Annotated in this window: 16 protein-coding genes and 1 tRNA gene; 13 read left to right on the top strand and 4 right to left on the bottom strand. The window is 66.4% G+C overall.

What is annotated here, in order from left to right; genetic code table 11:
• The coding region (locus AC07YR_RS21650; RefSeq protein WP_494735213.1) for an aldehyde dehydrogenase family protein at positions 1-868 on the top strand (868 nt) is incomplete at its 5' end.
• A gap of 24 nt (positions 869-892) precedes the next feature.
• Here the strand turns inward: AC07YR_RS21650 and AC07YR_RS21645 are convergent.
• From AC07YR_RS21645 to AC07YR_RS21635, 3 genes are read right to left on the bottom strand one after another with little or no spacing between them, the layout of a single operon-like run.
• Positions 893-3,427, bottom strand: a complete 2,535-nt coding sequence (locus AC07YR_RS21645; RefSeq protein ID WP_494735212.1) for a transglutaminase TgpA family protein — start codon at positions 3,425-3,427, stop codon at positions 893-895.
• Positions 3,424-4,824, bottom strand: a complete 1,401-nt coding sequence (locus AC07YR_RS21640; RefSeq protein WP_494735211.1) for a DUF58 domain-containing protein — start codon at positions 4,822-4,824, stop codon at positions 3,424-3,426. Before AC07YR_RS21640 ends, AC07YR_RS21645 begins: the two co-directional genes overlap by 4 nt.
• A gap of 14 nt (positions 4,825-4,838) precedes the next feature.
• The gene (locus AC07YR_RS21635; RefSeq protein WP_494735210.1) at positions 4,839-5,957 is read right to left on the bottom strand and encodes an AAA family ATPase; all 1,119 of its coding nucleotides are present in this window, start codon (positions 5,955-5,957) and stop codon (positions 4,839-4,841) included.
• A 173-nt stretch (positions 5,958-6,130) separates the two neighbouring features.
• Here AC07YR_RS21635 and AC07YR_RS21630 point away from each other — a divergent pair, with 173 nt between their 5' ends.
• The 5 genes from AC07YR_RS21630 (at position 6,131) to AC07YR_RS21610 (ending at position 12,487) form a co-directional block, all read left to right on the top strand.
• A complete protein-coding gene (locus AC07YR_RS21630) occupies positions 6,131-7,018 on the top strand; it encodes a TatD family hydrolase (RefSeq protein WP_494735209.1) in 888 nt (295 codons plus the stop codon).
• A 293-nt stretch (positions 7,019-7,311) separates the two neighbouring features.
• The gene (locus tag AC07YR_RS21625; protein WP_494735208.1) at positions 7,312-8,463 is read left to right on the top strand and encodes a resuscitation-promoting factor; all 1,152 of its coding nucleotides are present in this window, start codon (positions 7,312-7,314) and stop codon (positions 8,461-8,463) included.
• A gap of 202 nt (positions 8,464-8,665) precedes the next feature.
• Positions 8,666-9,553 (top strand): 16S rRNA (adenine(1518)-N(6)/adenine(1519)-N(6))-dimethyltransferase RsmA, encoded by an 888-nt coding sequence (gene rsmA / locus AC07YR_RS21620; protein WP_436057068.1) that lies wholly within the window; start codon positions 8,666-8,668, stop codon positions 9,551-9,553.
• An 82-nt stretch (positions 9,554-9,635) separates the two neighbouring features.
• Positions 9,636-10,598 carry a 4-(cytidine 5'-diphospho)-2-C-methyl-D-erythritol kinase gene (locus AC07YR_RS21615; RefSeq protein ID WP_494735207.1) on the top strand — a complete coding sequence of 321 codons (963 nt, stop codon included), beginning with the start codon at positions 9,636-9,638 and terminating at the stop codon, positions 10,596-10,598.
• 62 nt (positions 10,599-10,660) lie between these two features.
• Positions 10,661-12,487, top strand: a complete 1,827-nt coding sequence (locus tag AC07YR_RS21610; RefSeq protein WP_436057070.1) for an ABC-F family ATP-binding cassette domain-containing protein — start codon at positions 10,661-10,663, stop codon at positions 12,485-12,487.
• A gap of 105 nt (positions 12,488-12,592) precedes the next feature.
• Here AC07YR_RS21610 and AC07YR_RS21605 read toward each other — a convergent pair whose 3' ends face one another.
• A complete protein-coding gene (locus tag AC07YR_RS21605; RefSeq protein ID WP_436059279.1) occupies positions 12,593-13,195 on the bottom strand; it encodes a TetR/AcrR family transcriptional regulator in 603 nt (200 codons plus the stop codon).
• Between the two features lie 192 nt (positions 13,196-13,387).
• Here AC07YR_RS21605 and AC07YR_RS21600 point away from each other — a divergent pair.
• The 7 genes from AC07YR_RS21600 (at position 13,388) to AC07YR_RS21570 (ending at position 23,279) form a co-directional block, all read left to right on the top strand.
• Positions 13,388-13,459: transfer RNA gene (locus AC07YR_RS21600), tRNA-Gln, on the top strand.
• 93 nt (positions 13,460-13,552) lie between these two features.
• A complete protein-coding gene (gene glmU, locus AC07YR_RS21595; RefSeq protein WP_494735206.1) occupies positions 13,553-15,079 on the top strand; it encodes a bifunctional UDP-N-acetylglucosamine diphosphorylase/glucosamine-1-phosphate N-acetyltransferase GlmU in 1,527 nt (508 codons plus the stop codon).
• Positions 15,076-16,056 carry a ribose-phosphate diphosphokinase gene (locus tag AC07YR_RS21590; protein ID WP_028270407.1) on the top strand — a complete coding sequence of 327 codons (981 nt, stop codon included), beginning with the start codon at positions 15,076-15,078 and terminating at the stop codon, positions 16,054-16,056. The genes glmU and AC07YR_RS21590 overlap by 4 nt, the downstream gene beginning before the upstream one ends.
• 222 nt (positions 16,057-16,278) lie before the next feature.
• Positions 16,279-16,878 carry a 50S ribosomal protein L25/general stress protein Ctc gene (locus AC07YR_RS21585; protein WP_494735205.1) on the top strand — a complete coding sequence of 200 codons (600 nt, stop codon included), beginning with the start codon at positions 16,279-16,281 and terminating at the stop codon, positions 16,876-16,878.
• A gap of 91 nt (positions 16,879-16,969) precedes the next feature.
• Entirely contained in the window at positions 16,970-17,551 is a 582-nt protein-coding gene (gene pth / locus AC07YR_RS21580) for an aminoacyl-tRNA hydrolase (protein WP_055803952.1), read from the top strand.
• Positions 17,552-17,878: 327 nt separating this feature from the next.
• Entirely contained in the window at positions 17,879-20,521 is a 2,643-nt protein-coding gene (locus AC07YR_RS21575) for a helix-turn-helix transcriptional regulator (protein ID WP_494735204.1), read from the top strand.
• A complete protein-coding gene (locus AC07YR_RS21570) occupies positions 20,499-23,279 on the top strand; it encodes a helix-turn-helix transcriptional regulator (protein WP_494735203.1) in 2,781 nt (926 codons plus the stop codon). Before AC07YR_RS21575 ends, AC07YR_RS21570 begins: the two co-directional genes overlap by 23 nt.
• Positions 23,280-23,569 lie beyond the last annotated feature (290 nt).

Raw genomic sequence — 23,569 nt, 5'->3', positions numbered from 1 at the left:
CGGCCTGCCCGCCGGTGTCCTGAACCTCATCCCCACCTCAACGGCCGGTGCCACCACGGGCCCGCTGATCAAGGACTCCCGGCTGCGGAAGCTCTCCTTCACCGGCTCCACCGAAGTTGGCCGCCGGCTGCTCTCGGACGCCTCCGAAACCGTGCTGCGGACCTCCATGGAGCTTGGCGGGAACGCCCCGTTCGTGGTGTTCGAGGACGCCGACGTGGACGCCGCCGTCGCCGGGGCGATGCTGGCGAAGCTGCGGAACATGGGCGAGGCCTGCACCGCCGCGAACCGGTTCATTGTGCACGAGTCCGTCGCCGACGAGTTCGCGGAGAAGTTCGCCGCGAAGATGGCGGACATGACCACCGCCCGCGGCACCGAACCCGAGTCCAAGGTCGGCCCGCTGATCGACGCGAAGAGCCGGGACAAGGTCCACGAGCTCGTCACCGACGCCGTGGCCTCCGGTGCGGTGGCTGTGGCCGGCGGCGGCCCCGTGGACGGCCCGGGCTACTTCTACCAGCCCACCATCCTGAAGGGCGTCACCGAGGGCACCCGCATCCTGTCCGAGGAAATCTTCGGACCCGTCGCACCGATCATCACGTTCGACACCGAAGACGAGGCCGTCCGCCTGGCCAACAACACCGAATACGGCCTGGTGGCCTACGTCTTCACGCGCGACCTGAACCGCGGCATCCGGATGGGCGAACGCCTCGAGACCGGCATGCTCGGCCTGAACGCCGGCGTCGTCTCCAACGCGGCCGCCCCCTTCGGCGGCGTCAAGCAGTCAGGCCTGGGACGCGAAGGCGGCCTCGAAGGCATCGAGGAATACCTCTACACCCAGTACATCGGCATCGCCGACCCCTACGCCGGCTAGTCCGGACGCAGGGCAACCGGCAGGCTAGCCCTGCCGCAGCCGCCGCAGGCCGTCGCGCACCGTCCGCCAGGACCGCGCGGCGGCCTGCGCCGGTATGGCGGCGGCCCGTGCGATGGCACGGAACGGGGCGGTGACCATGCGCCCCCACCGGTTCATGACCGACGGCGGGAGCCATTCCGCCCGGAGCCGTCGGGCCGCCCGCGAGTGCCTCCGCAGCGATGCCTGAACCACCGCTATCCTGTCTGTCGCGGAGGGCGGGGCGGCACCGGCGGTCCCGCCGGCCCCGGCACCGGCGGTCCCGGCGGCACCGTCCGTGTGACCGGGCGGCGGCCCGTACTGCTGCCGTTCGTAGTCCGCGGTCAGTGACGCAACCGCCCGGGCTCCGGCGTCGTCCGCATTGTCCGGCCCGCCCAGAGCCCCCGACCCGCGAAGACGGCCGGAGAAGTGCCGCGGAGTTTCGCTGAGGCCGGGAGCCAGTCCGTAATCGGTGGCCAGGTCCCGCAGTTCAGCCCAGGCTGCCACGGCCGTGTTGCCCCCGGAGGACGGTGCGCGCCGGAGCCGTCGTGACCGCAGGCCCGTGCGCACCATCCGGGGCGATGCGGCGATCAGGGCAAGGACCAGGAGGCCGGCAGCGCCGTAGAGCGGCAGCGTCAGCGGGTGCCCGGCTTCACCGGCCGAATCCAGCCCCGGGAGCGGCGCCGGCGTTTCCGGTGTGGCGCCCGGCGTGGCGGCATTGGACGGAATGAGGTCGTCGTTGTTTTCGTTGGTGCCGGCGCCGCCCGGGGTGAAGGCCTGCGCTGCGTAGTCCGGCACCATTCCACGTGAAGGCGTCGGTTCAAACGCCACCCAGCCGAGTCCTTGGAAGTAGAGTTCGGGCCAGGCGTGCGCGTCCCTGGAGTCAACTTCGTATTCGGTCAGTGCGCCCCGCCCGGGAACCGAAACCGTGCCACCCGTGGACCGGCCCGGCGCGTAACCCACGGCGATGCGGCTGGGGATCCCTTCCAGCCTGGCCATCACGGCCATGGCCGAGGCGAAATGGATGCAATAGCCGCTCTTCTGGCTCAGGAAATCCGCGAGAACTGAGAGCCCGTTGCCGTCGTAGCCGCCCTGCACCGGGGACTGCAGGGAATACGTGAATTCGACGGAGCGCAGGTAGTTCTGGATGGCCATTGCCTTGGCATACGCCGTGCTGCTTCCCGCGGTCACGGTGTCCGCGGTGCTGCGCACGATGTCCGGCACGTTGTTGGGCGGCCGGATGAATTCCTCCGAGATCCCGCGCACGGCCGTTGTGGACTGGGACAACAGTTCGGGCGTGAGCCTGGGGGCGGTGGACTGCACAACATACTGCTGGTTCCGTGAGTTGGTGTCCACGCCCTTGATGCTCAAGGTGGCCGGATCCCAGCTCCACCGTCCGGCCAGGCCGTTGACCGAGTCCGGAGCGTACGGCGCCGGCAGGTACGGGCTGGTGAAACGCCCGGTACTGATCGCCGTGACCTGCCGGACCTGCTCGTCAGCGACGATCTCGTACCCGGTGTCCATCCGCCCGACCCCCACCCGGCGGGAAGGGTCACGGTCGTCGGGTGACCACGAATCGCCGTCGAACCGGTCCACGGTGACGGACCGCAGGTAGGGGGGCCTGCTGGCACTGGTGGCATAGGTGATGCGCCCGTCGCCAGCGGGACTCCGCAAGCTGTTGCCCAGGCTGATCATCGGGTTGAGGCCGGTGGACGAACCCCACGGATTCAGCCTGGAACCCTGCGGGAAGGTGCCTTGGTCAAAGCCCGGAACGGCGAGGGGAAGGAGGAGCGTGATCGCCAGCGCCATGCCGCCGGTGAGGGCTGCGCGGCGGAACTGTCCCGGATTCCGGGCGGTGTCGGCCGTGGTGCGGTCAGCCGGAGCGAACCACTGGCTGCAGGCAAGGATCATCAGGTAGCCGGCGGCAGCGGCCGCGAACGCCCACGGCCCGACGCTCTGCGGTTTGACCATGGCCGGCACCACCAGGATGGCCACGAGCCCCAGCCCGCTGGTTGCCGGCAGAGCCAGGGGCACTGCAAGGGCATCGACCAGGATGACCACCAGGCCCAGGACGGCGCAGGTGACCAGTACGATGCCGGCGTTGGGCGCCACCGGGGAGCTCTCGGCCAGGACTGTTTCGCTGGCCCGGCGCAGGTACCTGCCCAGCTGCTCCATGGTGTCGCCGGATGGAATGAACCCGGCGATGCTGAACCTGCGGAAGAACGTGAAGGTCAGGATGAAGATGAGCGCTGCGAAGCCGCCCAGCGCCACCAGGAAGGGTTGCGCCCGCAGCGCCCGCAGGACGGCCATGGCCAGGGCAACAACAAAGACTGTGGTCAGGACCGGAAGATACCAGGCCCAGCCCCGCAGCACCCCGTTGAGGGACAGGGCGGCGCCGGCGACGGCAAGGGCGACAGCCGCGGCCATGACCCACGGATGCGCACCGACTCGGCGCCGCCGTGGAGCGGGAGCCGTGGATGGTGCCAGGACTTCGGAGGTGCGGCCGGTCCCCGGACCGGAGTGCCGCTGGGGAGTCATGGTCATCGGCTGACTCCTGTGGCGCGGCGGACGTCCGCGGCGGCCGTGGCGGCAGCCGCATCGCGCTGGTCGAAAGAGGACCATGCCGCTGCCACCGATGTGGCGGGGGTGATGGCCACGGCCCGCCAGCCGCCGGACCGCAACGACTCAACGGCGTCGCGGCACTCTCCCGGATGGTCGGTGACGATGATCGCAAAAGCGTTGGCCCCGAACCCGGCGGCGGCGGACAGCGAGCGTGCCTCGGCTGCCTGCACGTGTCCCAGGATCGCCATGATGGGGCCGCGCTGGCGGTGAGCGGAAAGCTTGTCCATGAGCCGGTCGTCGAAGGCCCGCTGACCCGACTCGGGCGCCGCGTGGTGTGCGGCATGGTGCGCGCCGGAGAGCTGGATGGCCGCGAGGCTCTCGGCGATGGACTGCAGGCCCGCGGACCCGGTGTATTCCTCGGCCTCAGGTTCCGGGGCGGAGGGAGAATGCAGGAAGGCGGCTTCCCCCGCGGGATCGAGGAACCGCAGGGCATAGTTGCGTTCGGCCAGATGGGCGCTCACCGACATGGCGGCCGTAACCGCCCATTCGAAGGTGTCGCTGGTGATCAGTTCGTGGCCGTCCTCACCGGATGTGGCTGAAAAGGCGGCGCCCGGTCCGCGTGCAAACGCCGACCACCGCTGGTCCAGGATGATGGTGGCCTCCGGCGTGGTCACGGATTCCTCCTGCCGCACCATCAGGGCACCGTGCCTGGCGGTCGCAGCCCAGTGGACCCGGCGCATCGGATCTCCGTGGCGGTACTCCCGGGTCATGACGTCGTCGTCGCTCGGGTTCGCCCGGATCCGCGTGGCCGTAACGCCGTCGTTGCCGCGTGCGCCGGCAAGTCCCGTTGCGGGGAGTTCGACGGCGGCGGGCGTCACCGTCAGTGTGTCGCCGTCGTCGATCGCGTGGCGGTGCAGCGAGAGTCCGAAGGGGTCGGTGAACTCGGCCGTCACCGGGCCGATGACGAACTGACCCCGTTTGCCGGACCGGAGGTGGTATTCGTAGCGGCTGGTCCCGCCGGTCGCCGAGCGGGACGGGAAACGGAAGGCCGGCGATTCGCCGAACCGTGACGGCAGGCGTTCCTCCATGATCACCTGGCCGGTGGCCGGGCCGGTCCGGGCCACGGCGAGGCGCACGGTGGTGGTCGAGGAGGTTTCCACGCTGGCGGGGCTGAATTCGCGGTACACCTTGAACCGGGGCTTGAGGAGGCGGATCCCTGCCAGCGAGACCAGCGGGAGGACGATCAGCAGGATGCCGAGCGAAAGGAGATCGCGCCGGCCCATGACCTGTGCTGCCAGCAACGAAACCACACCGGCAGCCAGCAACCCCCAGCCGCGTGTGCTGAAGAGGTGCCGCGGGAGCCTGTCGGTGAGGGCCATCGTGGCGCCGTCCGCTAGCGGGTGTGCCGAAGGTCCGTGCCGCCGCGCGGGCTGCCGCCCCGGGACGGTGCTGCGGACATTTCCTGGGGCACCGGAAGTTTGGCCAGGATGCTGCGGATGACACTATGCGGAGTTTCGCCCGTGCTGGCCGCCTTGCGGTCGAGGATGATCCTATGCGCCAGCACGGCTTCAGCAACGCTGACGACGTCGTCGGGGAGCACGAAGTTCCGCCCCTCCAGCGCGGCGGTGGCCTTCGCTGCCCGCAGCAGCTGGAGCATGGACCGGGGGCTGGCGCCGAGGCGTAGCATGGCGCTTTCACGGGTGGCGCGCCCCAGCGACACGGTGAACTCCTTGACTGCCTGCGAAACGTAGACGCGCTGGACGGCGGCGATCATGGCGGCCACATCGGCCGAGGTGACGACGGCGGTCACCCGGGTCAGCGGCGAGGTCGCCTGGTGCGTCTCCAGCATCTCGATCTCCGAGTCCTTGTCCGGATAGCCCATGGAGATACGGGCCATAAACCGGTCCCGCTGCGCTTCCGGCAGCGGATAGGTCCCTTCCATCTCAATGGGGTTTTGGGTGGCCACCACCATAAAGGGTTCGTCCAGCTTGTAGGAGTGCCCGTCCACGGTGACCTGGTGCTCTTCCATGCACTCCAGAAGCGCAGACTGGGTCTTTGCGGAGGCGCGGTTGATCTCGTCCCCGATGACAATGTTGGCGAACACGGCGCCGGGCCTGAATTCGAACAGCCGCGAGGCCTGGTTGTAGATGGACACACCCGTGACGTCCGAGGGCAGGAGGTCCGGGGTGAACTGGATCCTGCTCACCGAACAGTCGATGGTGCGGGCGAGTGTCTTTGCGAGCAGCGTCTTTCCCACACCGGGAACGTCCTCAAGCAGCAGGTGCCCCTGGGCCAGGAGTACCGTCAGGGCAAGCTTCGCCGCTTCGGCCTTGCCGTCGATGACCGTATTAATGGCTGTCAGGATGCGCTCGCTGGCAGCGTGGAAGGCTTCTGCGTCCATGGCCGGCGGCCGGGTCCCGTTCAGCGGGTTTCCCGCCACTCCCGCACTGTCGGGGAAGACCTGCCCGTCAGGGAGGGCTTCATCTACTGTCGTGCGTCTGGGGGAGTCCATCGGCAGCCTTTCAGACCTGGGGAAGCCTGGCACGGGTTGGCAGGAAGTGCCGGCGCCCGCCGTCGGGCGTTCGCCCGTATGCCACCAGACTACTAACACAACTGCCGGAGCTAACAGAGAGTTCCGGTATTTCCCGGCAGGATCCGGAATGCCCGGGAAGCTAGGGTAGAAGGATGAACACCCCGTTGACGCCAGCCCCGTTTCGCGTGCCCGGAAGCGATGGTTCCAGCCGGCAGGGCTATCCGCCCGCTCCCGAGCCGCTGCCCGTCCCGGTCATGGACAACCACACGCACCTGGACTTCCCCAACGCCGACGTGAAGGTGGAGGTGGCTGCCGCCCTGGACGTGGCCGCGTCAGTGGGCGTGCAGGGAGCCGTGCAGGTTGGCTGCGACCTGGAGTCCTCCAGGTTCACGGTGCAGGCCGTTGACCTGGACCGGCGTCTTCTCGGCGCTGTGGCCATCCACCCCAACGACGCCCCGGACTATGCAGCCCGCGGTCAGCTGGAGGATGCGCTGGCCGAGATTGAAGCCCTGGCAGCGCATCCCAGGATCCGCGCCATTGGTGAGACGGGCCTGGATTTCTTCCGCACCGAGGGGGAGGGGCTGAAGCACCAGCGGTACTCGTTCCGGCGCCACATCGACATTGCCAAGCGCCTCGGGCTGACGCTGCAGATCCACGACCGCGACGCCCACGACGACGTCGTCCAGGTCCTGCGCGAAGAGGGCGCCCCGGAGCGGGTGGTGTTCCATTGCTTCTCCGGAGACGAACAGCTCGCCCGGACCTGCAACAACGAAGGCTGGTACATGTCCTTCGCAGGCACTGTCACGTTCAAGAACGCGGCCAACCTGCGCGAAGCGCTTGCGATTGCCGACCCTGCCAGGGTTCTGGTGGAAACGGATGCGCCCTTCCTGACCCCGCACCCCTTCCGCGGCCGCCCCAACGCCAGTTACCTCATCCCGCATACGGTCCGGGCAATGGCCGAGTTGACAAGCACTGATTTGTCGGACATTTGTGCCCAAATAGCCCAAAATTCCCTGCAGGCATACGGATCCTGGGACTAGCAACGACCTCGCTCAGGGAACCGTCAGGAATACCAGGTATGCACAATATCTTGGCTGCTTTATAACGCTTCGGTTACAGTGGATAACTATTAGCCGGGGTCGGGGAAGGCCTTCGGATAATTTCGCTCAGTTCCGGACCTGCCGAGAGGCGGTCTGCGGAGTCCTGAGTATGGCGGCGCACACGTCTGCTGCAAACATCCGGACCATGTCCGGAGTTGCCCTGAGGGTGTTTGCGTCGGTGGGTGATGTGCGTTTTTCCCCGTGCCCGGATGGTCCTAGAGTTACGGGCAATCGTGGTCAAGTTCTTCACTTCGGACGGTAAATTCAGTTTCGTCAAGGTCGGCGCCCAGCTGCTTGTGCTCTCGGCACTCGTGCTGGGCCTCGTGGCCTTCGTAGGCAACAACAAAACAGTCACCCTGAACGTGGACGGCAAAGTCAGCTCCGTCCAGACCTTCGGCGGGACCGTAGGCCAAGTGGTCAAGAGTGCCAAGGTGGAGCTGCAGGCCGCGGACCGGGTATCCCCGTCTGCGGACGCCCGCGTGGAGGATGGCTCAGTCATCAACGTCAATCTCGCCAAGGCTGTGAAGATCAGCCTCGACGGGGCCGAAAAGACCATCAACACCACCTCGGCCAATGTCGAAGGACTGGTCACGGAACTCGGCGTTGCCAGCGCCTCGGAAGTCTCCGTGCCGAAGGATGCCCAGCTGGCTGTTTCCGGTTCCTTTGTGGCCATCTCCACGCCCAAGACCGTCAGCATCCTGGCGGACGGCAAAGCCACTAAAGCGACCACCACTGCGGCAACCGTGGCTGAGGTCCTCAAGGACGCGGGAGTGACCGTCGGCGCCGGCGACCGGCTTTCCCAGCCCCGGAACGCCCACGTCGTCAATGACATGGCGATCAAGGTGTCAAGGGTGGATTCCACGAAGACAGCTGCCACGTCCGAGGAGGTTCCTTTCGACACGATGAGTTCCGAAAGCGCCGACCTGTTCGTGGGCGAGAAGAAGGTCACCCAGGCCGGTGTCCCCGGCAAGGTGGACAAGAACTTCAAGCTGGTGCTGGTGGACGGCCGCGAAGCCGCCCGGACCCTCGTCTCCGAGACCGTCTCCGTCCAGCCCGTGACCGAAAAGGTCTCGGTGGGGACCAAGGAAAAGCCCAAGGCTGAAGCCGCTGCGAACACCGGTGCAGCAGCCCCCGCCATGATGAACGAAGCCATGTGGGACAAGATCGCGCAGTGCGAATCCACCGGTAACTGGTCCATCAACTCCGGCAACGGCTACTATGGCGGCCTGCAGTTCGACATCCAGACCTGGATTGGTTCCGGCGGCGGGGCGTACGCACCCAACGCCAGCCTCGCAACCAAGGCGCAGCAGATAGACATCGCCAACCGCGTCTACGCACAGCGCGGCCTCTCGCCCTGGGGCTGCGGCTGGGCAGCGACCAGCTAGCAGTTACTCCAGATAGCAGGCACCACCGTCAACAGCCGCGGCAGCTGACCACCGCCGCGGCGGCATCGAAGGCCGGGTCCGGATTTTCACCGGACCCGGCCTTCGCCGTATCCCTTCGCCGTTCCAGTTTGTCCCTGGTCCCCGTCCCGCGGTCGGGCTTCACGCGCCGTGCCGCCGCAGGCCGGCGGGATAGGATACCTAGGTGACTGAACCGACCCCCGCCGCCTCCGGCACCGCGCCCGCACCACTTCTTGGCGCCTCCGACGTCCGCCGGCTCGCCGAGGAGATCGGGGTCCGCCCCACCAAGACCCTGGGCCAGAACTTCGTGATCGACGGCAACACCATCCGCCGGATCGTCGCGGCCGCTGACATCCACGCCGACGAGACCGTCCTTGAGGTCGGTCCCGGACTGGGCTCGCTCACCCTGGGATTGCTGGACGCCGCCAAGTCGGTCGTCGCCGTCGAAATCGACCCGGTCCTTGCCGCCAAACTGCCGGGCACCGTGCAGCAATGGCGCCCCGACGCCGCCAGGGATTTCCATCTGGTGCTGGCCGACGCCATGAGGGTCACGGAACTGCCTGTGGAACCGACCGCCCTCGTGGCGAACCTCCCGTACAACGTCGCGGTGCCCGTGGTGCTCCACCTCCTGCAGCACTTCCCGAGCCTCCGGCACGGCCTGGTCATGGTCCAGGACGAAGTTGCGGACCGGCTCGCGGCCGGCCCCGGTTCCAAGACCTACGGCGTTCCGTCGGTGAAGGCCGCCTGGTACAGCAGCATGCGCAAGGCCGGCGTGATCGGCATGAACGTTTTCTGGCCTGCACCCAAGATCCACTCGGGGCTTGTCGCCTTCACCCGCCGCGAACCGCCCGTGACGTCGGCCACGCGGGAACAAGTATTCGCTGTGATCGATGCCGCGTTCGCCCAGCGCCGGAAGACCCTGCGGGCCGCCCTTGCAGGATGGGCCGGAAGTGCGGCGGAGGCCGAACGTTGCCTGCTGGCGGCAGGCGTTGACCCCACTGCCCGGGGCGAAGTAATCGACATCGCTGCGTTCGCGCGGATTGCCGAAGCCCGCCAGGCTGCGCAGGATTGATGCCCGGGGGCGCTGCCGCATCGGGTGTCTCCATGGGGGCGCATGCTTGGAGCCTGACGCCGCCATGCCATAGCTTGGACTCATGAACGCAGTGAGAGGGCGCTTTGCCGCGAGGACGGTCCGGGTCAAGGCTCCCGGCAAAATCAACGTCTCGCTGGACGTGGGCCCGCTGCGTGAGGACGGCTACCATTCCGTTGCCAGTGTCTACCTGGCCGTTTCCCTCTACGAGGAAGTGGCCGCCACCAGCACTCCCGCGGAAGGCATCACGGTCAGCATCAGTCCGGCCAGCACGCTGGACCTGGCGGACGTGGACATACCGCTCGACGAACGGAATCTCGCTTACAAGGCGGCCGCCATCATGGCCGACGTGTCCGAGTACTCCACCGGTGTCCACCTGGAAATCACCAAGCGGGTCCCCGTGGCCGGCGGCATGGGAGGCGGCTCGGCAGACGCGGCAGCCACGCTGCTCGCGTGCGACGCCCTCTGGAACAGCGGGCTGTCCCGCGACGAGCTCGCCCATCTGGCCGCAGAACTCGGGGCCGACGTCCCGTTTTCCCTGCTCGGCGGCACCGCCGTCGGACTAGGCGTAGGGGACGAGTTGTCTCCAGCACTGGCCAAAGCGCAAATGGACTGGGTCTTGGTCACAGCTGACTACGGGCTGTCCACGCCGGAGGTCTTCCGCACCCTGGACCGCCTTCGCCTGGCCGAAGGCATCACCGTGGAAGAGCCCGACGCCGTGGATCCAAAGATCCTGCAGGCGCTGCGCAGCGGGGACGCGGACGCCTTGAGCCGCGTCCTGGTCAACGACCTCCAGCGCGCCTCCATTGAGCTGGCGCCGGGACTACGCGATATCCTTGGACTTGGCGAATCGTGCGGAGCGATCGCGGGACTTGTTTCAGGCTCCGGCCCCACCGTGGCCCTGCTCACGCACAGCCCTGCTGCGGCTGCCAGCCTCGCGGAAGACCTCAGTCATCACGGCCTGAACGCGCTGGCCGTCCATGGACCAGTGCACGGGGCCCGCATCATCTCCGATACGCTCCTTTAGTACTTTCGACTCCGTTCGATCCTTCACGTTCAACGAATTTCCACCGAAGAAAGCAGTTCCCAGTGGCTCACCTGCTCGGCGGCGAGAACCTCACGGTCTCGTATGCAACCCGCACCGTCCTCGACGGCGTAACCCTCGGCCTTGAAGAGGGTGACCGGATCGGCATGGTGGGCCGCAACGGCGACGGCAAGTCCACTCTCATGCGCCTGCTGGCGATGCGCTCGACGCCCGATTCAGGGCGCGTCACCAAACGCAGCGAAGTCAACATCGGCTACCTGGACCAGAGCGATGTGCTCGACGGCGACCTGACGGTCGGTGCCGCCATCGTGGGCGACCAGGCGGACTACGAATGGGCCCGCAACCCGCAGATCCGCGAGGTGATGGGCGGCCTGGTGTCCGACGTCGACTGGCACGCCAACGTGCACGCCCTCTCCGGCGGGCAGAAGCGCCGCGTTGCGCTGGCCAAGCTGCTGATCGAAGACCACGACGTCATCATGCTCGATGAGCCCACCAACCACCTCGACGTCGAAGGCGTCGCCTGGCTGTCCCGACACCTCAAGACCCGCTGGCGCGCCAACCAGGGCGCCTTCCTGGTGGTCACCCACGACCGCTGGTTCCTCGATGAGGTCTGCAACAAGACCTGGGAAATCCACGACGGAATCATGGACCCCTTCGAAGGCGGCTACGCGGCCTACGTCCTGGCCCGCGCCGAACGTGACCGCTCGGCTTCGGTAATGGAAGGCAAGCGCCAGCAGCTCGTCAAGAAGGAACTCGCCTGGCTGCGCCGCGGCGCGCCCGCCCGCACAGCCAAGCCGAAATTCCGCATCGAGGCAGCCAACGCGCTGATTGCCGACGTCCCGGAGCCGCGCGACTCGATGGCCCTAAGCAAGATGGCCACGGCGCGCCTCGGCAAAGATGTGCTGGACCTTGAGCACGTGTCGCTGGACTTCCTCGGCGGCGAGCCCGGGCAGAAGCTCTTTGACAACATCACCCTCCGCCTTGCACCGGGGGAGCGGCTGGGGCTGGTCGGCGTCAACGGCGCCGGCAAGACCACCCTGCTCAAGCTCCTCAACGGCGAAATCCAGCCCACATCCGGCAAGGTCAAGCGCGGTAAGACTGTTGTCACCGCCGTGCTGACCCAGGAGGTCAAGGAGCTGGACGACGTCAAGGACCTGCGCGTCATCGAAGTGATCGAACGCGAAAAGCGGTCCTTCAATGTCGGCGGCAAGGAATTCAGCGCCGGCCAGCTGGTGGAACAACTGGGCTTCACCAATGAGAAGCAGTGGACCCCGGTCAAGGACCTGTCAGGTGGCGAACGCCGCCGGCTCCAGCTCCTGCGCCTGCTCGTTGGCGAACCCAACGTGCTGATGCTTGACGAGCCCACCAACGACCTGGACACCGACACCCTCGCCGCCGTCGAAGACGTCCTGGACGGCTGGCCGGGCACGCTGGTTGTGGTGAGCCACGACCGCTACCTGCTGGAGCGCGTAACCGACCACCAGATGGCACTGTTGGGCGACGGCAAGATCCGCGCGCTGCCGCGCGGCGTGGACCAGTACCTCGAACTGCGCGAAGGCGCCTTGGCCGGCTCCACCATCACAGGCGGCGGCAACCCCGTCATCGGCGCCAGCGGCAGCTCGGCACCCGCCACCGCCGGCCCGTCCGAAGCAGAGAAGCGGGACGCCCGCAAGGCCAAGAACCGGATCGACCGCCAGCTGGGCAAGCTGACCCAGCAGGAAGACAAGATCCACGCCCAGATGGTCAAGAGCACGGCCGACAACGACTTCGACGCCATGGCCGACCTGAACAAGAAGCTCAAAACCCTGGCCGAAGAACGCGAAGCCCTGGAACTCGAATGGCTGGATGCCCTGGAAGTCCTGGGCGAATAACCACCAGGGTGGCAGCAAGGCGGGCGAGGGAGTTATCCGGCAGCGTGCGTCAAAGCGACGAAGGAGCAGCACGCAGAGGATGACTGCCTCGCCCGACGGCCGGCCCTAGTCCAGGTCGGACCGGAGCTCCGGTTCCTTCTGCAGACCCGTGAGACCGTTCCAGGCGAGGTTCACCAGGTGGGCGGCCACGGCGCGCTTGTCAGGGGTCCGGCTGTCCTGCCACCACTGCCCGGTCATGGCCACCATGCCGACCAGCATCTGGGCGTACATGGCACCGTCCGCCGCGCTGAACCCGCGGCGGGCAAACTCGTCGGACAGGATGTGCTCCACCCGCGCGGTGACGTGGGAGAGCAGCGTGGAGAAGGCGCCTTCGGGCTGCGACGGCGGTGCGTCGCGCATCAGGATCCGGAATCCGTCGGTGCGGTCCTCGATGTACGTCAACAGGGCCAGGGCTGCCCGCTCCACCTGGACACGTGGCTTGGCTTCGTCCGTGAGGGCGTCATTGATGGCGGCCAGCAGGATCCGGAACTCGTACTCCACCACCTGGGTGTAGAGGCCTTCCTTGGACCCGAAGTGCTCGTAGATCACGGGCTTCGACACGCCAGCAGCCGCCGCAATCTCTTCGATCGTGGTGCCGTCAAGGCCCCGGATGGCGAAGAGCCCGCGTCCGATGTCGATCAGCTGTGAGCGACGCTGCGCACCGGTCATGCGGGGCCGGGGGACGTATCCGGGTGCCCTGACGGGCCTGCCGGGAGGGTTTCCGGCGCCATCGGGCGCACCGCTGATCTTGCTCACCGTCCCATCATGCCTTAAGGGATGCGCAGGGCCCCGAGTCGCAAGTGCGCCGACCTTCGTGGCAGAATTGGTTCTCGTGCCACGGGGCTGCGGGTCCGGGCACGGTCCGCCCTGGTGTAATGGCAGCACCCCGGCCTTTGGAGCCGTGGAGTATAGGTTCGAATCCTATGGGCGGAACTGCCGCTGTAGACGGGTCCCGGATCCGGAACAGACCGGCGAAGGTGTGAAAGTGCGCGCAACTGAGATCCACCAAGCAAGGAGAGCCTGTACGTGAGCCCCGAGACAACCGGCCCCGCCGCCGTCATCGTCCTAGCTGCAGGTGCCGGTACCCGGATGAAATCCCGGACGCCAAAGATTCTCCACGAAATCGGCGGCCGGTCGCTGGTTGGCCACGCCCTGCGCGCCGCCCGCACTATCGACCCCCGTCAGCTGGCCCTTGTGGTCCGGCACGAGCGCGACCTCGTGGCCGCACACGTCTCCCGGCTCGATCCCGCAGCGCTGATCGTGGACCAGGATGAAGTCCCCGGCACCGGCCGAGCGGTGCAGGCGGCGCTGGAAGCCCTCGACGCCGACGGTCCGCTCAGCGGCACTGTGGTGGTCACCTACGGCGACGTGCCGCTGCTCTCGGCGGAGCTGCTTGCCGAGCTGGTCCTCATCCACGAAGACGAAGGCAACGCCGTCACAGTCCTGACCGCGGTCCTGGACGACGCCGCAGGCTACGGCCGCATCCTGCGGGCGGCCGACGGCACTGTCACGGGAATCCGCGAGCACAAGGACGCCTCCGACGAGGAACGTGAAATCCGCGAAATCAATTCCGGGATCTACGCTTTCGACGCCGCCGTCCTCCGCGACGCCCTGGCCCACGTCACCACGGACAATGCCCAGGGCGAAATGTACCTCACAGACGTTCTGGGCATTGCCCGCGCGGCCGGCGGGAGGGTGGCCGCTGTGGTCACCAACGACCGCTGGCAGGTGGAAGGTGCCAACGACCGTGTCCAGCTCTCGGCATTGGGAGCCGAACACAACCGGCGCACGGTGGAGGCCTGGATGCGCGCCGGAGTTACGGTCGTGGATCCCGCCACCACCTGGATCGACTCAACGGTGACGCTCGCAGAGGACGTCCGGATCCTGCCCAACACCCAGCTGCACGGCGCCACGACTGTGGCGAGGGATGCCGTCGTCGGGCCTGACACCACCCTGACCGACGTCACCATTGGCGAGGGCGCCAAGGTGACGCGGACGCACGGCTCCGGAGCGGCGATCGGCGCGAACGCGAGCGTCGGGCCGTTCACCTACCTCCGCCCGGGAACGGTGCTGGGGGAGACCGGCAAGATCGGCGCCTTCTACGAGACCAAGAACGTCACTATCGGCCGCGGTTCCAAACTGTCGCACCTCGGCTACGCCGGCGACGCGGAGATCGGGGAGGACACCAACATCGGCTGCGGCAACATCACGGCCAACTACGACGGCGAGCACAAGCACCGCACCGTGATCGGTTCCGGCGTGCGCACGGGTTCCAACACGGTCTTCGTCGCTCCGGTCCAGGTGGGTGACGGCGCCTACAGCGGGGCCGGCGCAGTGATCCGGCAGGACGTTCCCGCCGGCGCGCTGGTCATCTCTGTGGCCAAGCAGCGGAATGCCGAAGGCTGGGTCGTCTCGCACCGCCCGGGCTCCATCTCAGCAGTACTGGCCGAAGCCGCGGGGGCAACGGTGCCGGTCAGCGAAACAGCCGCGGCACAGCCGCCCCTGGATTCCTCAAGCACCCCGGCACCTACAGAAGAGGGCAAGCAATCATGACCGAAATTACGGCACGCGGCGAGAAGAAACTGGTACTCGCCGCAGGGCGGGCCCATCCCGAGCTTGCGCGGGAGATCGCCAAGGAGCTGGGCACTGAACTGCTGCCGGTGGATGCCTACGATTTTGCCAACGGGGAAATCTACGTGCGCGCCGGAGAAAGCGTCCGCGGCACCGACGCCTTCGTCATCCAGGCGCACCCGGCCCCGCTGAACAACCACCTCATGGAACAGCTGATCATGATTGATTCGCTCAAGCGGGCATCCGCCAAGCGCATCACCGTGGTTTCGCCCTTCTACCCCTACTCCCGCCAGGATAAGAAGGGCCGCGGCCGCGAGCCGATCTCCGCCCGTCTGGTGGCTGACCTGTACAAGACGGCCGGCGCGGACCGCATCATGAGCGTCGACCTGCACACGTCGCAGATCCAGGGTTTCTTCGACGGCCCGGTTGACCACCTCATGGCCATCCCGCTGCTGGCTGACTACATCCGCACACGCGTCGCCGCCGACAACATCACTGTTGTCTCGCCGGACACCGGGCGCGTCCGCGTGGCTGAACAGTGGGCCGAGCGCCTCGGCGGTGCCCCGCTGGCGTTCGTCCACAAGAGCCGCGACCTCACGGTTCCGAACCAGGCCGTGTCCAAGACCGTCGTGGGCCAGATCGAAGGCCGCACCTGCGTCCTGATCGATGACATGATCGACACCGGCGGAACCATCTCCGGGGCCGTCCAGGTGCTCAAGAACGCCGGCGCCAAGGATGTCATCATTGCGGCGACCCACGCCGTCTTCTCTGACCCGGCAGCCCGCCGGCTCGCGGAGTCGGGCGCCCGCGAAGTGGTGGTCACCGACACGCTGCCCATCCCGGCCGACAAGCGCTTCGCGCAGCTGACAGTGCTGTCCATCGCACCGTTGATTGCCCGCGCCATCCGTGAAGTGTTCGACGACGGCTCCGTCACCAGCCTGTTCGACGGCAACGCCTGAGCTTCCTGACCTAAGCCCGCCGGCGTTGGGCCCCGTTTTCAATAACGGGGCCCAACGCTGGTAGGCTGGTCCACGATACCTTGGCGAGGGAGAGCAGTCTCCGTTATCGACTGGGTCTGAATCTCCCTTCTTGAAGGGCCGGCCACGGGCCGCCCGGCGTTGAAGGTCGCAAACAGACCTCCGCCCTTGCTGAACACCCGTTTAGATTTCAAGGAGATTTACATGTCTGAGCAGAAGCTCGCAGCAGAAGTACGCACCGAATTCGGCAAGGGCTTCGCCCGCCGCGCACGCATGGCCAACCTGATCCCCGCCGTCATCTACGGCCACGGCGCAGATCCGATCCACATCACCCTCCCGGCGAAGGCCACCACCCTGGCCGTCCGCACCGCCAACGCCCTGCTGACCCTGGACATCAACGGCGAACAGCACCTGGCCCTCGTCAAGGACATCCAGCGCAACCCGATCAAGCAGATCGTCGAGCACCTCGACCTCCTGACCGTCCGCACCGGCGAAAAGGTCACCGTCGATGTTCCCGTCCACCTCACCGGTGAGCTGGCTCCGGGCAACGCCTACAACCAGGAAATGACCGTTGTTTCCCTCGAGGCCGAGGCAACCCACCTGCCCACCGCCGTCGAGGTCAGCATCGAAGGCCGCTCCGCCGGCGAGCACATCCACGCTTCCGACCTGGTCCTGCCGAAGGGTTCCATCCTGCTGGCCGACCCCGATTCCCTGGTGGTCAACATCTCCGAGGCCACCGAGGTCTCCGAGGAAGAGGCTTCCGAAGGCGCCACCTCCGAGGCATCCGGGGCTGCAGCCGAGTAATTCCGGCAGCCCGTTTCTCGTGGCCGGGTCCCTGTCGGGGCCCGGCCACTGCCGTGTTAAAGCCCGTTTGTAACAACCCTAGGATTGACGCATGACTGACACTTGGCTGATCGTGGGCCTTGGCAACCCCGGCACCGAATACAGCAACAACCGTCACAACGTCGGCCAGATGGTGCTGGACGAACTCGCGCGCCGGGTGGGCGGCAGTTTCAAAGTGCACAAGGCCCGCGCCCACGTGCTGGAGGGCCGGCTCGGGATCGGCGGACCCCGCGTCATCCTGGCCAAACCCATGAGCTACATGAACGTCTCCGGCGGTCCGGTGTCCGCCCTGTCGAAGTTCTATGACATAGGTCCGGAGCACGTCGTGGCCGTCCATGACGAAATCGACATTCCCTTCAATACCGTCAAGCTCAAGATCGGCGGCGGCGAAGGCGGCCACAACGGGCTTCGGGACATTTCGAAAGCGCTGGCCACCAAGGACTACTTTCGGGTCCGCGTCGGAGTGGGGCGTCCGCCGGGCCGGATGGATACCGCCGACTTTGTCCTGAAGGACTTCGCCACGGCCGAAAAAAAGGAACTGCCGTTCCTCCTGGATGACGCCGCCGACGCCGTGGAGACCGTGGTCAAGGACGGCCTGGCGGCCGCGCAGCAGAAATATCACACGTCGGTTTAGTAAAAATGCCTCGAAGCCGCCATTTTAGCGGTAGCCTGCGGGTGGGGACTGGTCACGGTTAGTGCAATGCAATTGGTTAACCAGTTGCACAAAGCGGCCTAATTGTTTAGCCATACCTGCTATGGTAATTTTCACATTCAAGGTCTTGTTGCCTCGTTTGGCGGCATCGGAAAACTGAACACCCGACGGCTCAGCCAACTCGCATCAGCTGGAGCCACGAAGGTAGCGTGATCGATCGTGCTTGCATCACCAGGCTCTGAACACGGGGGGCTCCTGGAGACTGAACGCCGGGGCATGGGAGCCTCCGCGCGTCGTAAGTGGTCGTCTTTGGTCAGGCAGGACATCCAGGCGTCCGTCGTTTCGATCCTGTCCGAGAACGAACTTCACGGCGTCGTAGTTGTCGGCGCGCAAGGCGTCGGCAAGTCTACATTTGCGCGCGCAGTGGAAGCCAAGCTGGTGGGCAAGATGCATGTCATCCACCTCCACGGAACCACCACCGATCCTGCCATTCCGTTCGGTCAACTGGCGTTTCTCGTTGCCCGGCTGCCCGGACATGTGCTGGAATCCCCGGGTGAAATTGTCCACGGCATTTCCCGGCTCATCCGCGAAGACGCCGCAGGGCGCCCTGTCCTGGTAGTGCTCGAAGACCTGCCGGCGATCGACAGCATGAGCACCGCCGTCCTGATGCACCTCATCCTGAGCGGCGCCGCGAAGCTCATGGTCACCGTACGCAACGTGACGGACATGCCCGAAGACCTGATCCGGCTCCTCCGCAACAATTCGCTCGAGGAAGTCCGGCTCGAAGTATTCACCCGGCCGGAAGTGAGCAAACTGCTTGCCGGCGTTCTCGGGCGTCCCGTGACTGCTACAGCCGCCAGTTCGCTGTACGCGGCGAGCGGCGGAAACCCGCTGGTTCTCCAGGCGATCGTGATTGAGCAATTGCGTTCAGGCAACCTCCACCTCGCGGGGAAAGTGTGGGCGCTCCGCGGGGGGATCAACCTCGCGGAAGCCGACGCCCTTGTGGACCTGGTCAGGTCCCGGCTTGCACGTGAAACCCCCAAAGTCAGGGAAGGCCTGGAGTGGCTCGCCCTGATCCGCCGGGTTCCCTTATTCGTCCTCCTTGATGTCCTGGACCCGGCGGTCGTAGCCGACCTCGAAAAGGCCGGGTACCTGCAAGTCGGCGAGACGGGCCGCCGCTGGGTGAGCCTGAAGGACGAATACGTCGGCGAAGTCATCCGGGGCTGGATGGACCTGCCGCGGCGCAAGGAACTGCACCAGCTCGTCGCACGGGTTGTGGGTGCAACCCCTGCCGAGATGGATGTCGAAGAGCTCCTGGGGTATGTCGCCTGGACCCTTGACTGCGGTGAGCCTGTGGAGCCGGCGTTCGCACTGGCCGCAGCCGCTGCGGCGAACCGGCTGTTCGACCCGATGTTCGCTTTGGAAGCACTGGCGCAGATCCACGTCGGAGATCCTCACTGGGCTGAAGCTGCCAGGCAACGGGCCGCCGCCTACATGACGCTGGCCGAGCATGAATCGGCTGTGGCGGTCCTGGAGGAGGTCACACCCGAGCAGCTGGCTGAACTCCCCGCGACCGCCTACGCGAGCTGCGTGCAGGATTTCTGCAGCGCGCTGCTCTGGGTCCACGGAGGGTACACCCGGATCGACAGCATCCTGTCGGCGGCCCGGCAGGAGCTGGCCCGGCGGGAAAGGGCATCCATCGGCAATGAGACACCTGCCGACTTTGCCCGTGCCCACGAGCTGATCATGCTCGCCGAATTCGAGCAAATGATCCACCAGGGTGAGTATGCCGCCGTCGCCGGAGACCTGGAACAGGCCTACAAAGAAGACGGCGACCCGCTGTACGTCCTGAACTGCGCCTGCCTGCTGACCATGGCGTGGGCAGTGCTGGGCAGGGAAGCCGACGCCATTGCCCTGGCAGCCGAGATTCAGCACCGGATGGAACAGTCCAACGTGGTGCCCGGAATGCTGAGCTGGCAGGCCGAAGGACTGTTTGCCGCCCTGCTCTGCAGCGGCCAATGGGAGGACTGCGTCAGGATACTCACTGACGCGCTGGACCAGAAGCCCAAAATCATGCAGTACCTGGGCGGGGCGGCGGAACTTGCGCTGGGCGTCGCCTACACCTATGCCGGACGGGCCGACCTCGCCATCGACACATTGCTCGGCGCCCAGGCACAACTGGAAATCAGGCGAAGCTACTACGGACCGTCACTGGCCTGCTCAGCGCTGGCCTTCGCCTATGCCCAGGCCGGTGATATCCAGGAATCGCGAAACTTCCTCGACCTGGCCGCCCAGGAGGAACAGCATGTCGCCTGGTTCACCTCCTGGATGGCCGACTTCTGCGTGCGGATGGCCAAGCGGTGGCTCAAGGATCCGGGCGCAAAGCAGAAGCTGATCGAGTCCGCGCACGAGGACATTTCCAAAGGGCGGACCACCACTGCCTCCATCAGCCTGTTCGGTGCTACGGTGCATGGAACGGAGGAAGAACTGGTCCTGCTGACCGAGGTTTCCTCCCGCAGGCAGGGAAAGATGGCCAGCGTCAACCGTCTGGTCGGGGAGGGGAGCAGAAAGAAGGATTCCAAACTACTGCTTGAGGCGGCGACACTGGCCCAGGAGCTGCACCTCGACGCGGTGGAGTCCAGATGCGTCGTGCTGGCGCTGGACATCGCCAGGGAAAAGGGTGACTCCCAGTCCGCACGTGCCGCCCAGCACCGGCTGGACCGGCTCGTGGAAACGTTGCCGGTGCTGCCGCTGATGCCGCATACGGTGGGACCTGAACTGACCGAACGGGAACGGCAGGTTGCCAGGATGGCCAGCCAGGGGTTGAGCAACAAGGAAGTCGCCAACCGGCTGCAGCTTTCCATACGCACGGTGGAAGGCCATCTCTACCAAATCTTCACGAAAATGGGGATTTCATCGAGGAGTGAGCTTGAAGGAACCGCTCAAGTCTGACGGGAAGGCTTCGGGGCGGTCGCGCGCCGGGACCCGGCGCCAGAATGCTGATGAACCCTGGATAGACCGGGGGGACATGCTGTCCGCGGTCAAAGACGCCCTCGCGTCGGATGACTGCTGGGCGGTTTTCGTCGTCGGCGACGCCGGATTGGGAGCGTCGTCATTTCTGACGCAACTGAATAGCGCAGGAAATGGCCGGCAGGCGGTCATGACTGTCCACGGAAGCCCGTCACTTTCGCCCGTTCCGTACGGTGCACTATCCCCCTACCTCGCCGATCTCTCAGTAGAGGACGTGACCTCAAAAGTGGCCGTCCTCAGGGCGCTGTGGGCGCACCTCGAAAGTGGCAGGAAGGGGCCGGGACCGGCCTTGCTGCTGGTCGACGACGCACACGACCTCGACACCGCCACGGCCGAGATGATTTCCGAACTTGTCCAGGCGGGCTGGGCCAAACTCGTCGCCACCTGCATTCCGCGACCCGGCATACCCCAGCCATTGCTACGGCTTTGGCATGACGGCACGGCCGAACGGTTCGACATCGCCCCCCTCACCCTGGAACAGGGTCATCAACTGTGCGAGGCGCTGCTTGAGGGCAAAGTGCTCAACAGCACGTCGCGTGAATACTGGCAGGAGGCCGGCGGGAACACGCTGCTGCTGAAGACCCTGATCCGCGAGGCCCAGCGTTCGGGCGACCTGATCCAGCGCAACGGGGTCTGGCTCAACGCAGGTTCCTCCCATGTACGGACGCTGGAACTCACCGCCGTCGTCAAGGTCCAGCTCATGCGCATCTCGGCCGACGGCCGTGAGGCGCTGAACCTGATTGCGCTGGCTGAACCGGTGGACAGGACCCTCGTGGGAGAAATTGCCGGTGAGCCCGCGGTCAAGGAACTGCTGGACCAGCGGCTGGTAGTCCAGTCGGTGGACAGTGAACCGACCCTCCGGCTGGTCAGCCCGGTCTACGGGGAAGTTCTGCGCCGTATCGTTCCCGCGGCCCGAAGCCTGCAGCTGCACCGGGAGCTCGTGTCCCGGATGGAACTTTCCGCTGATAAACCCGAGTCCCTGCTCCGGATGGTTTCCTGGTCTTTGGACTGCGGAGCGGAAGTTCCTGCCAGACTGCTGATCCGGGCTGCTGTGCTGGCCTGCAAGCTCTTCGAAAGCGAAACGGCCCTGCGCATCGCCTGGGCTGTCCGGGATCCTGAACTGCAACAGACGGCACGGGCCGTGATGGCCCGCTCGCACTACAACCTGGGGCACTACGACGAAGCCGCCGCCCTGTTGAACGTGAATGTGGACGCCGGCAGCGGCCTCACGCACATGGTGGTGAACAGCCTCCTGAGGTCGGCCACCCGGACGGCACTCGGGCACCCCGCCTCGGCGATTACGGACGATGCCCGGCGGCTGCGCCAGTGGGGCGAAGAAGAGGCCGCGGCCCACCCCGCGGAGTCGGCCGCCATCCGCAAGGTCACGGCACGGCGGGCGTCCCTGGTGGAACTCATGGCGTACTCGCTCACGGGCGACTACAGGCAGATGGGTCCCAGGCTCGATGACCTGCTGGTGGCCGACGCTTCCGCCGGGGAACCGGACGGCGCGCTCACCAGGTCGATGGCACTGGCCCTGCAGGCCGAACGGCTGTGTGCACTGGGGTATCCGTTGCAAGGGCGCCAGCTCGCGATGGATGCCTACGGCCAGGTCCAGCCTCCCGACAACGACATCTTCTTCCTCCCGGAGTTCACCGTGGTCCGGCTCGTCGCCTGCGACCTGGCCGCAGGGGAGTGGGCAGAGGCCCAGCAGCTCCTGGACGGCTACGCCCAGACGTCTTTCGGTTCCGCCATGGTCTCGTTCAGCGGTGCCTCGTACGTCGTGATGGGCTACATAGCACTCCGGCAGGGGAAGCTCGCCGAAGCCCTGGAGTTGCTGGTCACGGGGCTCGAGGCCCTCCGCGACAGCGATCCCCAGCAGATGTTCCGGTTCTGCGCGGCCATGGCCTACTACGTGGCCGCAGCCCAGGGCTTCAAGGCCGAGGCCGACAGGCTGCGGTCAGACTATGAAGCATGGGGCGAGCGCGGCATGCACCTTGTGACAGCGTTTGCGCGGGACTTCGTTGCTGCCGGTGAGGAGCTCCAGGCAGGGACCGGGTCCGGCATCGCGGCCCTGCACCGCAATGCGGAGGAAGCCGCGCGACAGGGCGCCGCGTTTTTGGAACTGAATGCCCTCGCCCTGGCCATGGGCCTGGGAGACGCCACCAGGCTGGGGCGGCTGCAGGAGCTGGCGGGCGCCGTCGAAGGCACCTGGGCTGCGGCACTGGCCGACTACTCTGCCGCGCTCGCCGATGGCAGCGCCGAACTGTTCCTGCGTGCGGGGGAGTCCCTCTTCGCGGCGTCGGCCTTCCAACTGGCCTCGGATGCCTATGCCGCAGCCCTGACCTCATTGGACCGAAGCCGGAACCGGGAGCTGGCTGCCATGGCCCGGGCCGGCATCGCCCGGTGCAACGAAGAGCTGGGCCACGCCGGCAACGAAGCCCAGCCGGACACGGTGGCCCCCATCCTGACCAAGCGCGAACGGAACATTGTGGGGCTGGCGGCCACCGGACTCAGCGACCGGATGATTGCGGACAAGCTCCAGATCTCTGTCCGCACGGTGGAAGGCCACCTTTATCGTTGCTACCTGAAGCTTGGCATCGCGGGACGTGACGAGTTGGCTGCCGCTGCGGGCCTCGGAGAGGACCCGCCGGTTAAGGCCAAACCATCACCCGGGAAATGAGTACCTGGACCGGGAGGCCCTACTCGGACGCGGCCGTCGAAACGGTACGGCGGCGGCAACTTGTTAACTATTTCGAAGCGCCCCGGGCGCCGCTCTAGCCGCCTGTCAGCGGCAGATCCGCGGGCCTGCGTACCTTGGACCGGCGACCAGGGGTACTTGCTTTCCAAGTACAGGTATGGCTAAGGCGCAAATTCGAGTACTCACTACTGGTGCCCGCGGGCGTGACAGCTGGTTAATTTGGGGTACCAGGAATCGCTCGTAAATACAGAGGTCTCACTCATGTTGACAGC

The sequence above is a fragment of the Arthrobacter sp. GW460-12-1-14-TSB2 genome, assembly GCF_059423525.1.
This window is presented reverse-complemented; position numbering and strand designations above follow the sequence as displayed.

Excerpts from the sequence above, each read along its gene's own strand:
- AC07YR_RS21640 (WP_494735211.1), bottom strand. The coding sequence starts at position 4,824 with ATGGCCCTCACCGACAGGCTCCCGCGGCACCTCTTCAGCACACGCGGC.
- AC07YR_RS21635 (WP_494735210.1), bottom strand. The coding sequence starts at position 5,957 with ATGGACTCCCCCAGACGCACGACAGTAGATGAAGCCCTCCCTGACGGG.
- AC07YR_RS21605 (WP_436059279.1), bottom strand. The coding sequence starts at position 13,195 with ATGACCGGTGCGCAGCGTCGCTCACAGCTGATCGACATCGGACGCGGG.
- AC07YR_RS21590 (WP_028270407.1), top strand. The coding sequence starts at position 15,076 with ATGACCGAAATTACGGCACGCGGCGAGAAGAAACTGGTACTCGCCGCA.
- AC07YR_RS21585 (WP_494735205.1), top strand. The coding sequence starts at position 16,279 with ATGTCTGAGCAGAAGCTCGCAGCAGAAGTACGCACCGAATTCGGCAAG.
- AC07YR_RS21615 (WP_494735207.1), top strand. The coding sequence starts at position 9,636 with ATGAACGCAGTGAGAGGGCGCTTTGCCGCGAGGACGGTCCGGGTCAAG.
- AC07YR_RS21645 (WP_494735212.1), bottom strand. The coding sequence starts at position 3,427 with ATGACCATGACTCCCCAGCGGCACTCCGGTCCGGGGACCGGCCGCACC.
- AC07YR_RS21630 (WP_494735209.1), top strand. The coding sequence starts at position 6,131 with ATGAACACCCCGTTGACGCCAGCCCCGTTTCGCGTGCCCGGAAGCGAT.
- pth (WP_055803952.1), top strand. The coding sequence starts at position 16,970 with ATGACTGACACTTGGCTGATCGTGGGCCTTGGCAACCCCGGCACCGAA.